Annotated in this window: 14 protein-coding genes; 3 read left to right on the forward strand and 11 right to left on the reverse strand. The window is 41.7% G+C overall.

The genetic code is table 11. The features are described from left to right. Window positions 1–9 precede the first annotated feature (9 nt). A complete protein-coding gene (gene mtbC / locus A9957_RS03460; protein WP_292343197.1) occupies window positions 10–621 on the reverse strand; it encodes a dimethylamine corrinoid protein MtbC in 612 nt (203 codons plus the stop codon). A 313-nt stretch (window positions 622–934) separates the two neighbouring features. Between mtbC and A9957_RS03465 the strand changes: the two genes are divergently transcribed. From A9957_RS03465 to A9957_RS03475, 3 genes are read left to right on the forward strand one after another with little or no spacing between them, the layout of a single operon-like run. After that, complete coding sequence (locus A9957_RS03465) at window positions 935–1,732, forward strand: winged helix-turn-helix domain-containing protein (protein ID WP_292343199.1); 798 nt, start codon at window positions 935–937, stop codon at window positions 1,730–1,732. After that, on the forward strand, window positions 1,725–3,992 hold the full coding sequence (locus A9957_RS03470; protein WP_292343200.1) for a histidine kinase dimerization/phosphoacceptor domain -containing protein: 2,268 nt from the start codon (window positions 1,725–1,727) through the stop codon (window positions 3,990–3,992). Before A9957_RS03465 ends, A9957_RS03470 begins: the two co-directional genes overlap by 8 nt. Further along, window positions 3,982–4,383, forward strand: coding sequence for a response regulator (locus tag A9957_RS03475; RefSeq protein WP_292343201.1), 402 nt, complete (start codon window positions 3,982–3,984; stop codon window positions 4,381–4,383). Before A9957_RS03470 ends, A9957_RS03475 begins: the two co-directional genes overlap by 11 nt. Before the next feature lie 6 nt (window positions 4,384–4,389). Here the strand turns inward: A9957_RS03475 and A9957_RS03480 are convergent, their stop codons facing one another. From A9957_RS03480 to A9957_RS03525, 10 genes are all read right to left on the reverse strand, one after another. Then, entirely contained in the window at window positions 4,390–4,536 is a 147-nt protein-coding gene (locus tag A9957_RS03480; RefSeq protein ID WP_013036965.1) for a 30S ribosomal protein S27ae, read from the reverse strand. Window positions 4,537–4,545: 9 nt separating this feature from the next. Continuing rightward, a complete protein-coding gene (locus A9957_RS03485) occupies window positions 4,546–4,854 on the reverse strand; it encodes a 30S ribosomal protein S24e (protein WP_292343202.1) in 309 nt (102 codons plus the stop codon). Beyond that, on the reverse strand, window positions 4,835–5,425 hold the full coding sequence (locus A9957_RS03490) for a GTP-dependent dephospho-CoA kinase family protein (RefSeq protein ID WP_292343204.1): 591 nt from the start codon (window positions 5,423–5,425) through the stop codon (window positions 4,835–4,837). The genes A9957_RS03485 and A9957_RS03490 overlap by 20 nt, the downstream gene beginning before the upstream one ends. 1 nt (window position 5,426) lies before the next feature. Continuing rightward, window positions 5,427–5,612 carry a transcription elongation factor subunit Spt4 gene (gene spt4 / locus A9957_RS03495; RefSeq protein ID WP_128754516.1) on the reverse strand — a complete coding sequence of 62 codons (186 nt, stop codon included), beginning with the start codon at window positions 5,610–5,612 and terminating at the stop codon, window positions 5,427–5,429. A 14-nt stretch (window positions 5,613–5,626) separates the two neighbouring features. Next, entirely contained in the window at window positions 5,627–6,190 is a 564-nt protein-coding gene (locus tag A9957_RS03500; RefSeq protein WP_292343206.1) for a DNA-directed RNA polymerase, read from the reverse strand. Window positions 6,191–6,268: 78 nt separating this feature from the next. Next, on the reverse strand, window positions 6,269–6,634 hold the full coding sequence (locus A9957_RS03505; RefSeq protein WP_292343208.1) for a DNA-binding protein: 366 nt from the start codon (window positions 6,632–6,634) through the stop codon (window positions 6,269–6,271). Continuing rightward, the gene (locus A9957_RS03510; RefSeq protein ID WP_292343209.1) at window positions 6,631–7,857 is read right to left on the reverse strand and encodes a translation initiation factor IF-2 subunit gamma; all 1,227 of its coding nucleotides are present in this window, start codon (window positions 7,855–7,857) and stop codon (window positions 6,631–6,633) included. Before A9957_RS03510 ends, A9957_RS03505 begins: the two co-directional genes overlap by 4 nt. Window positions 7,858–8,007: 150 nt before the next feature. After that, a complete protein-coding gene (locus A9957_RS03515) occupies window positions 8,008–9,105 on the reverse strand; it encodes a COG1361 S-layer family protein (protein WP_292343212.1) in 1,098 nt (365 codons plus the stop codon). A 15-nt stretch (window positions 9,106–9,120) separates the two neighbouring features. Beyond that, window positions 9,121–10,230, reverse strand: coding sequence for a COG1361 S-layer family protein (locus A9957_RS03520; RefSeq protein ID WP_292343214.1), 1,110 nt, complete (start codon window positions 10,228–10,230; stop codon window positions 9,121–9,123). Next, a partial coding sequence (locus tag A9957_RS03525) for an RND family transporter (protein WP_292343216.1) occupies window positions 10,227–12,365 on the reverse strand: 2,139 nt, incomplete at its 5' end. The genes A9957_RS03525 and A9957_RS03520, both read right to left, overlap by 4 nt.

Here is a 12,365-nt window from a genome sequence, read left to right on the forward strand (position 1 = left end):
ATAATCACCTTATAAGAGAAGTTCCTTTGCCTTGTTGACAGCTTCAGTTGCATTTTCTGCATAGCAGTCTGCACCGATCTTTTTGGCCCAGGAGTTGGTTGCAGGTGCGCCGCCTACCATGACTTTTACCTTGTCACGGAGACCTTCTTCTTCGAGGGCTTCGATTACTTCCTTCTGGCCCTGGAGAGTGGTGGTCATTAGTGCGGAAATGCCGACCATGTTTGCGTCTGTTTCCTTGATCTTGGCAATGAAATCTGCTACAGGTGCATCACGGCCGATGTCATAGACTTCGAATCCGGATGTCTGGAGCATGGTGGATACAATGGATTTGCCAATGTCATGGACATCTCCTTCTACTGTACCATTGACAATTACGCTGGCAGCCTTTTCGGATGCTTCAGGCATATCATCTTTAAGCTCATCCACACCGGCCTGCATGGCTTCTGCAGCCATCATGACATGTGGAAGGAATAACTTGCCCCTTTCAAAAAGGGTACCGACTTCGTTCATACCTGCTGCAAGACCATTCTCAATGATGTCGGGAGCCTCGAGTTCACCACGGGCTTTTTCGACAGCAGCAAGAACCTGATCTTTCTTGCAACTTACAATAGCGTCAGACAATTCTTTGTATAATTCTTCTTTTGACGTAGTTACAACCTCCTTTCCATAGAGATCCTGAGACCACCGATTTAATCGGCTTACTCACATGAAAAAGAGGATATGAATTGTATATAGCCTGAATTGCATCGAATTTGCGAAAGATAAATGAATGAGCGAACCCTATGAGGTTTGTCAAGGGGCATAAGTAATTACCAGTGGTATGGGAAATTATAACGGTTTTAAAATACATAACCTCGTTTTAATGGACCTTGTTCTGAAATGATATAAATAATATTAAAAAAGAAGTTAACCCCCTTAACTAAAAGGTGAATGTATGCAATCATCATTGAGTGATGCTATCTGGCTCTCTGAAAAAAGGAAAAAGCTTCTTTTACTACTAATGGAAGGACCCAGAAATATAGACCAGATCAAAACATCCCTTAATGTTACATCCAAAGCAATGATGCCCCAGATAAAAATACTCAGGGAACAAAACCTGATCATTGAAGAGGACAGGGTTTATCGGCTTTCGGATATAGGGGAAATTATAGTAAAAAATATGGTCCCACTGATGAAAACCCTGGGAGTTATAGAGGAAAATAATGATTACTGGGCAACCCGGGATTTAAGCTCAATCCCGGAAGAACTTGATTCACGGCTGGGCGATATAGGGGAATGTATGGTAATAGAACCGGATATGAACCATCTTTTTGACCTGCCTGAAGAATTCAGCAAGAATCTTATCAAGTCTAAAAAAGTAATGACAATAATGGCCTATTTCCATCCTCTTTATCCTGATCTATATTATGAGCTGGCAAATGATGGTGTTCAAATCGACCTTATACTTACTGAGCCAATTTATAAGCGGATGAAAGAAGAATATACTGATAAATTCCGCCACATTGTTGAAAGGGAACATACTAATCTCTATATTTGCAACGAAGTCAATCTTACATCCGTTGTAACAGATCGGTTCATTTATCTCTGCCTCTTCAATAAGAATGATATGTACGATCACAAGAAAATAATGAGTTTTGATGCAAGTGCACTTCAATGGGGCACTGAATTATACGAACACTTCCGCCAGAAATCAACTCTGATAGACTGGGATTTGCCCGAACTGAATGATTGAAATGGCATGGAAAAATGTACCACTAAAATCCAAACTTGTGTTTTTTATCCTGATGGGGATACTTGTGGTACTGATTACATCCACTGCAGTGATTATTTCAACAGTGACAACCCAGGAAGAGGAACTGGCATACCAGCAATCAATAGAGAAGGCGAAAAACTATGCCAATAGGTTTGATATTGAAATGCGATCAAATCAGGCTACAGGCCAGGCGATTGCCCATTCCCTTACACAGTACCATTCCGAAAACCGTACAGAAGTAAACAATATATTGCTAAAGCTGCTGGAAGAAAATCCTGACTTGCTGGGAACTTATGTCTGTTATGAACCCAATGCCTTTGATGGGATGGATAGTAGTTATGTAAACACAACCGGCCATGATGAAACAGGGAGATTTATTCCCTACTGGAACAGGATACCGGGAAACATAACACTTGACCCGCTACTTGATTATGAAACGTCCGGATATTACCAGCTGCCAAAGAAACTAAAGAGGGATATCGTTACTGAACCCTATTACTATGAGGGTGTATTCATTGTAAGTTATGTCACACCCATAATAAGAGAGGGCGAGTTTATTGGCATCGGGGGTGTCGATGTATCCCTGAATCATCTTAATGGTGTAGTAAACAAGGTAAAATCCTTTGATACCGGCTATGCGATTATGACCGGAAATACCGGGATTCTCATCTCCCACCCTACAAATGAAGAACTGGTGGGAGCAAAAACCCTCTATGACTACGGTGTACCGGAAATTACACGCATGGCTGATGAAATAAAACTCGGCAAAAGCGGCTATATAGAAACAATAGATCCCATCACAGGCAAAGATGTGGTCATGTTCTATGAACCAATAAAAACTTCAAATTTTGCATTTATCCTGGTGGTACCAAGGGATGAAATGCTTGCAGGAGTAACAGACCTCAGGAATAGGTTACTTTTGATTTCCTCAATATCATTGATATTCATGGGAGCTGTTGCAATCTTGATTACCAGATCGGTGACAGGCCCGATAAATGAAATAGTGAACGATTTTAAGAATATATCTGATGCTGCGATTGGAGGGAAACTTGATGAAAGGGCCGAGACAGACGTGGATATCGATTTCCGGGAAATACCTGAAGGATTGAATGATATACTCAATGCTCTTGAGAATGCCAGTCAGTTACGAGAAGAGATGGAAAAAGTTGTCAACAACAGCCCGGTAATTGTTTTTAAATGGAAAGCAGAAAAAAACTGGCCTGTTGAAGTTGTATCAAAGAACATATCCCAGTTTGGATATTCTCCGGAAGATTTCGGACCGAATGGCCTTGATTACGGAGATATTGTACATCCGGATGACCTGCCCGAGGTTGAAACTAAACTAGGAGAAATATGCGCCAGTCAGGAAACCCAGTTCAATATAGAGTACAGGATACTGACAAAAGACGGTGAAACCCGATGGGTTGATGAGCGTACCTTCATCCAGAGAGAGCAGCATGAAATCATACATAATATGATTAATAAAGATAATGACATTTACAGCCAGGTTTCTGACCTGAAAGGTAAATGCCAGGATGTCAAATATCTCCAGGGTGTAATCGTTAATATCGATGAAAGGAAACAAGCTGAAGAAGCCCTTCTTAAAATTGAAGATATAAGAAAAAAAGAAATACACCACAGGATAAAAAATAATCTTCAGGTTATATCCACACTATTGTACCTTGAATCTGAAAAATTCAGGGACGATGACGTGCTGGATGCTTTCAACAATAGCAGGGACAGAGTTCGCACAATGGCTCTTGTACATGAGAAACTTTACCAGTCAAAGGACATGGAGAGCATCGATTTTGCAGACTATAGCAAAAATCTTATCAATTATCTGTCCCAATCCTATGTACTTGATAAAAGTGAAGTAGATATAAAAATTAATGTGGAAAACATATTTTTGGGAATGGATACAGCCGTTCCACTCGGAATAATTATTAATGAACTTGTATCCAATTCATTAAAGTATGCTTTTGATAAAGGTAAAGGCACTATAATAATTGAGCTTCGAAAAATAAATGACCATCACAAACTGGTTGTCAGTGACAATGGTATCGGAATGAAGGATGAAATTGATTTCGAAGAGACAGATTCCCTTGGCCTTTTGCTTGTCCATACACTTGCAGAACAGATCAATGCAACAATAGAAATAGACACATCACAAGGCACAAGATTTGAAATCATTTTTCAGGAAAATAATCAAGAAATAACAGAGGGTGAAGATGTCAGATGAAAAAATTCTCGTGGTAGAAGATGAAAATATAGTAGCCCTTGGCATAAAAAAAATGCTCAAAGGAATGGGTTTCAGGGTGCCCAGCATAGCAGCTTCAGGTGAAGAAGCTATACAAAAAGCTGAAATCACTTTTCCGGATCTTGTACTTATGGATATAATGCTGAAAGGTAAAATTGATGGAATAAAAGCAGCTGAAAAGATATATAACACCATGGACATCCCTGTTGTATACCTTACAGCTTATTCGGATGAAAAAATGCGCCAAAGGGCAAAAAAAACAAAACCTTACGGCTATCTTATAAAGCCTTTTGAGGAAAAGTCCCTGCAAAATACTATAAAAATAGCTCTGGATAATTATAGGAAAGAAAAAGAAAAAGAAAAAGAAAAGTGAAAATATTTATTTGAATTCAGTATAGCCACATTTACCACAGGTCAACCTGTCCTTATGTTCGGCAAGGAATACACCTTCGCCACAACGGGGACAGAACTGCCTGGTACGTTCGATATTATCGCCGTCTACTTTATAATACTCTTTTACAGCCATGTAACCACCTTATTCTTCACTTGCTTCTTCTGCTTTAGGTTCTGGAACCTCATTTCTTTTGAGGCTATATCCCTTTTCAACTTCTTTCATGCGGGACGCATCTTCATAGACCCTGGCATAACCGGATAATTCCTGTTTACCGAACATGTTTCTCATGCCCTGGACTATAAGAAGTTCAATAGGCACATTCAGCATGGCTGCAAGTTTTGATTTAACGTCATTTCTTGCAGGTGTTGGTCCCTCAAAAGTCACATTGAACTTCAGTTCCTTTCTATTTAGAAGAGTGTTGTTCTTCTCTTCAATTATGCTGATATCCATACAACTTCCTCCACATAGTGTATAATTCTTCTTTACAATGCTGTTGATCAATAATCTTGTCAATTAGTTCTGTCATCTCTTCCTTTTTGGAAGCAGTAATTCGGACAAACATCATACCTTCGTCAGGTTGTCCATAGAGAACGACGGATCCTACAGGGGCCATCATTATTGCAGGAAGAGATGCAAGATCCTCTTCTCCCTGCACAAATATCCTGACTCGCCGATTTGAATCAAATGCTTCCGCAAATGCATCCACCAATTCTTCAGTTATTGAACCGGCGGGATTATTTACAACCAGTTCCTTGAAACCTGATTGTTTTGTACCTGTGATCATCTGCTCACAAGCAGGTTGGCGATGAGTTTTGTCATCGATTACAAGTATATCTGGAATAATATTCGATTTGAGCAAGTGGAACGTAGTAACATCACCTACAGATATAAGTTTTATGGGGTCATCAAGATCCCTTGATACTTTCCCGATGTTTTCTTCGCCGGATCCTTTATAAAGAACCCCAAATTTTTTACGTAACAAAGGACGCAGGGATGCGGGTATCGAAATCGTTCCACCCAAATTATCGCACCTTCAAAGCATATTTGTCAGGAATCGTAACCCCTATCTTTTTTGCGATTTCGGACTTTTCAGGGTCCACTATAATCAAAAGTCCGCTCCAGTCCTTACTAAGGTTAGTGGTGCCACAAACCGGACATTCCTGACCTGAAACAAGCCTGTGACAATCCATACAAACAGATTCAACCATACTAAAACTCCTGATTATTTATTTGCTACAGTGGGTTTTCTCTGTTCATCGAGCCATTCCAGCTTGCCCAGAGCAGGTTGTCGCATTGTCAGACCGATCTTACTGTCACGTGGCTCCCTTTCATTAATACTAACAGCCACTATACGAGCCCTTACGCGGTCGCCTTCAGAAAGAACTTTACTTACGTTCTTACTGATCAGCCTTCCATTCTTTCCATCATAGGACATGAAATCGTCTGTGATCTGGCTAACATGCAGAAGACCGTCCATTGCACCTATGCTGACAAAAGCTCCAAATTCAACGGTTTCAACAACTTCACCTTCGATTACTTCCTGCAGCGTCGGTATGAACATAATCGCTTCAAAAGTAACATCATAATAGACTGCACCATCTCCTACAAGAATATGACCTTCACCTATCTCATCAATATCAGTGATAGCTACAACAGAGCCGATCTTTTTGTCAACTCGCCCTTCGAGTTTATTCTTAAGAGCATTTTTGACACTGACCCTTACATCATCGGCAAGGAGACTGGGAGCGATCCGGACTGTATCAACAAGCTTCATCCTCTTGTACATATAATTATCTCCGCAATATCATTATATAAGAATACCAGAATTTCTCATCCCTTATAAACCATTGTGCTATTATCAAGATTACAGGAAATCAAGTTTGTTCTTTTGCCTCAGCCTTACAATAGGTATTTCCTTTTCTTTCAATCTTTGCTGTAATTCAATATCATTGGTCAATACAGCTGCATCATAAACGGGTGCAAGACGGACAATAACATCATCCGCAAATCCCTCTCCTTCTATAATATCACATCTTTCGGATAATGAAATAGCTAATTTCGCAGCCATTTTATCCTTACCCCCGCACCGTCTTACAAGGCCATCAAGTTCGTGCAGGATCGCTGTGGGAAGAAGGAATTGATCAAAACCCAGTCTCCTGAGTTCTGTGAATATGTCCACACCAAATTGTGCTGGAAGCATTATCCCGTTTGTGTCAATGATTACCTTCAATCCTCAATTACCCCGATACCGATCAATCTCCATCGGGAACCAATCCTGCGGCTTATGGCAACCATTGAACCAATGTCTGCACAAACAGGTCTTTTAAGATTGACCTCCGCAACATCTTCCCTGGCACTCGTTACAATACCCACAGTTGTGGCTGTGCCGGCGTTTAACATCAGGGGCTCACTTGTCTTGATCTGACCAATTTCCCCTTCATCATCCACTCCGACAACACGTTCAAGAAGTTTTAACCTGAGGGTGAAGGAATGATTGGTACTGGGTAATGTCCCGGGTATACCTGCTACCTGCCCGGTAAGAGAATCACTTTTTGTCAGGTCCGGATCAAGCTCAGTACCTACTGCCAGAAGACCGCCGGGAGTTGCTTCATCAACGGAAGTCGTACCTGCTATAATGCCAGTTACCCTGGTATGAATAGGATCCCAGTGAATGGCACCTTCACTTTCAACTTTCCTGCCTGGTTTTATTTCCAGCTCATCACCAGCCTTCAATCTGCCTTCCGTAAGGGTACCACCAATAACCCCACCTGATATCTGGTCAATAGGCAAGCCGGGACGGTTTATATCAAAAGATCTTGCAATGAGCATTCGTGCATCCTTATCAAGTTTATAGGTAGGAGTTGGAATAACTTTTTCCATTGCATCTATAAGTGCATCTATATTGATATCCTGCTGGGCAGAAATAGGAATTATGGGAGCGTTCTCTGCAACAGTGCCTTTGACAAAATCCTTAATCTGCTTATAGTTCTCTATGACATCTTTCCTGTTTACAAGATCAATCTTGTTCTGGACTATGACAACATTTTTGATACCTATGATGTCAAGAGCCATGAGATGTTCCTTGGTCTGGGGTTGGGGGCATTCTTCATTGGCGGCAATGACAAGAATAGCACCATCCATTATGGCTGCACCTGAAAGCATCGTGGCCATTAGTGTTTCGTGACCAGGAGAGTCTACAAAGGATATGGTCCTGACAGGCTCTGTTTTTGCGCCACAGTGTGGACATTCTTTCTTTACTGAATAACACCGTGGTTCAGGGCAGGTGGGGCATTTCATCAAAGTTGTATCTGCATAACCCAGACGGATGGAGATACCTCTTTTCAGTTCTTCACTATGCTTATCAGTCCATACACCGGACAATGAACGTACAAGAGTGGTTTTTCCATGATCGACATGACCTACCATGCCGATATTAACACAAGGCTGACTCAATTTTTAATTTCCCTCCCTTTTGGGACTAAAGTAGAAATGTAGTTGATATAAGATGAATTGAACGTGAAACACTTAATAATTCTAATTACGTAAAAATGTTGCTGTCAAAACAGGATTGTACAAAAAATAAGGGGAGGAGTGATAAAGACATCACTCTTCTGGTTTTTGACGTGGTTTACGTCTCATATACAACACAATAGCACCTATAACCAATACTGCAATCACAAAACCCACGGGTAACATCAATCCATCTGCATTGGTATTGGATGAAGCCGATACCTGTGTTTTTATTTTCACATTGTCTGAAACCCTGTCATGACCTTTAGTGTCCTCATATTTGATTTCACTGTTTATGGCATATGGTTTTTCAATCGCAGTATCCCCTACTTTAACCTTAAATACCGCAACGGCACTTTCCCCGACATCCATATCCCCCAGATATGCCTGGTCATCCGTAGTACTGAAGGGATCAGCTGCACTTATACGAACAATGGCATCCTTTACAGGTTCATTACCCGTATTGGTATAGGTAGCATGCAGCATTCCTTCTTCACCTATATTCAGCTGCCCGGAAACATTGGTAACCTCAAATTGTGCTTCCTTTTTCACATTTACAGGAAGGGTAACATTCTGGGAACCCACATCATACCATAGCCCCACATCCATATTTGTGACACCAAGGCTTGTTTCATTATCACCGGAAACCTGGACATTCTTCTGATAGCCATAATAAAGATTGAGAGTCAGCGGGTATTCTCCTGACGGTGCATTCTCCGAAAATTCCACATTAAACATGATAGGAGAGGTAGTCTGCTCACCGGCAGCCAGTGAACCGGCTTCCTGAGGGCCGGATTTTACTTCTACATTGGGATCAGGGGAAGTAAGAATTGCCACAATACCAATCGCAGTTGTCCGTTGTGATTCATAGGATTGTTCCTGTTGCTGTAGTTTTTGATCAAGTTCATCTATGGGGTCATCATCCTCTTCAGACTTAAAGCCTGTAATCACCCCCTTATTCATAAGATTAATATTCAGAGTGACACTATCGCCACGGTAAAATTCATTGTCACCAACGATGTTTGCGCTTACATCGGGACCGCCATATACAGTGTAGTAGTTGTCACTAAAATCAAAGTAATCAGGCAAGGCATTATTCTGCGGGGTGAAGCCGGCAGCTGAGGCCGGAATCAGGCACATCAGGGATATTCCCAGTGCAATTATTCCTATCATTAAATTTCTTTTATTCATGGTCACTCCTCTCCATTAAGAGTTATTTTTTTTCTTTTTACGGATACTGTCAACTACCAGATACATGGTTACCAAAAAAGTTAATATAAGTGAAATCTGGGTGATATCAATCCATCCATCTGATGATTGCATTGGCACATTTATTTTCATGTTATCAGAGAATGCGTAATTGCCATCCTCATCTATATAACGTATCTCACTATCTATTGCATATTCCTTGACAACAGCCATAGCGTCTGAATTCACATTAAATGAAACTGTATGTTCTTCGCCCGGTTTAAGAGTACCCAGCAATGCAGTAGAACTGCCGGTACTGAGAGGATCCATGACAACCACCCTGGCAAGAGCATCATCCGCGGTCAATTCTCCCACATTGCGATAAGTCACCACTATTTGGCTTTCTCCACCGGCAACCAGCTCTCCATCGACATCAACGACTTCAAATTCTGCTGCTTTTTCCACATGGATCGGTATTTGCAGAGTTATATTCGAATTATTATAATAGGTAGCATGATCCATATCAGGTAGACCTAGCTGAATAGTCCGGCCACCTGTCATACGGACATCCTTCTGATACTCATAACTTACAGGGAGAAAAAGTATATAGTCTCCTGCTGGAGCATTATCCGAAATTTCAATTGTGAATGTCATAGGATGCGAGGGTAAATCTCCGGGACCCAGTTTTTCCAGGGTCTGGCCACTGGTCGAAGAATCAATCTCTATATAATCAGTGGGGGAAACGAGACTTGTCTTTATACCGTAAGCAGTTGTGCGTTTTGTTTCATATTCCAGCTCTTTCATGGCAAGGGCTTGTTTGGCCTTATCACCCTTCACATCTGTGACGGATTTCAAGCCATGCAAAATACCCCTGTTAGAGAGAATAACATTGACATTGGCTGTTTCACCCCGATCAAAATAAGTGTCCCCTACTACTGAAGCGTGAATTTCCGGTTCACCATACCCCCGGTAATAATTTGTAGTATATTCGTAAGTCGGGGGTATGTACTCTTTTGACTGGGCCGTTGACACACCAATAAATAGGGTTGCAAGCAGTATTACTGAGACCAGGGACAGAAAGACCAGGTGCCTTCTGAAATTATTTGTGTTGTTTTGGATTCTACTCATATGATATCAGCCCCTGTTTGAAGATTATTTGCAGATGGATTCAGATTATGCCCCGCTTTTTTTGCTCTGTGTTTATCTCTCCATTTGTCCAGGGTTACAATTACGGGAGGGAATATGACAAATGTGGCAATCAGAGCAAGGGCTACATCGATTACAGTAATGATGCCAAAACTGCTTATAATACCAAAAGCAGAAGCAACCAGTGCCATGAAACCGAATAATGTGGTCAGCCCGGAAGTTACGATAGCCTTGCCAATCTTAACACTGGCTTCGCACATAGCTGCTTCAGGCAGAGCACCCTTTTCCCTTTCCTCAAAGTAGCGCTCCATCATAAGTACCGCATATTCCGAACCAACACCCAAAATCAGAGCTCCCAAGGTCGCAGTCATAGGTGTATATTCCATATTCAAATAGTACATAAGCCCTCCAGTCCATCCAATTACCATAAACATGGTTATGACAGGTACAAAGGCTTTCAGGAAATCCCTGTATATTACAAGCAGACCTGTGAAAACCATTCCAAGACCCAGGTATGTCATGAAAATCCTTCCAGATGTAAGGGCACCTATAACCTCGATAAACACAAAGGAATGCCCCGTGATTGTCACACTTACATCAGGCGGTGGAGCAAGCCATTGAATATCGTTTTCAACGACATTTGCAAGGGTTTCGATTCCCTCCAGCCCCAGACCACTCATGGCATCACCAATATTGAGATTGACAACCATGATATTCTGTCCACTGATGTATCGATCCTTTGCCGAATCAGGAATCTCTGAAAGAACATTCTTTACCCCTGCCTCTGAATCCGGAAGCACCCCATCATTGTTCGACTTGACAAGGGAGGCCAGACTTGTGGCTCCATAGATATTTTCACGGTTTTCAACTTCATGCCGACTGAACTTATCAACCCAATGTAAAAGGTCCGGATCAGCAATATTTCCGGTCTTAATGATTATATTTAGTTCATCATCTCCGCCTGTAATATCCCTTAGATGCTGAAGGTCTATCAGGGCAGGCATATCCTGCGGTACAAAGGTTTCAGTGTCTGTCTGGATTGGCACAAGGGTATCTGTGTAGAGACCGTTTACACAGATCAAACCTGCAATGATGAGTACAGGAACTGGATGTTTCATTGTAAAAGTCGCAACCGAACGCAGGGTATTTTCAATAAAGCCGGGTGAATCTGTAGTGGTTTTCTTTTTACCAGGTTTTTTGAACCTGCGTGTAATAAGCCTGTGACGAAGGGAGTCGACACGGTGTTTCTTTGCCTTTTCCTGCCTTTTTTTTGCAAATGTATCAAGCCCGTATATAACAGTCACACCTACAAAAAGAGAGGAGAGAAAACACATGAATACACCAATAAGAAGGAGTTTTGCAAAATCCTGCACCATTGGTACTGTGGAAGTTGCAAGGGAAACAAAGCCCAGTGCTGTGATTGTAAGCGCAATCATGACAGCCGGGCCTGTATGTTTGATCGTGTCGATTACCGCTTCCCTGGGAGATTCGCCCCTTTCCAGTTCTTCCTCAATACGGTTATGAAACTGTATGGCATAATCGATTCCCAGACCAATAAGTACCGGAAACGCTGCCATGGATACCATTGTCATGGGTATACCCAGATAACCCATTGCACCGAACGTATAGATTATTCCCAGAAGCACAATTGCAAGGGGCATCAATCTCCATCTTACGTGCCTGAATACAAGATAGAGGACAATTACCATCAAGAAGGCGGAAAGTAATAGCAAGACACCCATGCTGGACATCATTTCCTTATTCATTCCTATCTCAAAGGCAGGATCACCGGTGACGATAAAATTGTACCCTGGAGGAAACTCTGCCAGGTCTACCGAGGTTTCAACTTCTCTAAGAATATCCTGTTTTCGAATCTCACTGGTATCCCCTGCCATTTCAATATAAACAAGTGTATGGGTTTTATCAGGAGACAGGGATGATGGAATATAAGGAATTAATTCGGACAACTGTTCATCATTTTGCGGAATCGCAAATCTGCCGTTTTCCAGCTTGTTGGCTTCCTTTACAACCGAAGAAGCACTTTGTGTACTCAGCACACCCGGTATCGAAGACGACATCTTTTCCAGACGATCGAGCGCTTCCAGCAAAGCCCTGTC

The sequence above is a fragment of the Methanohalophilus sp. DAL1 genome (genome assembly GCF_001683555.1).
Lineage (GTDB): Archaea > Halobacteriota > Methanosarcinia > Methanosarcinales > Methanosarcinaceae > Methanohalophilus > Methanohalophilus euhalobius.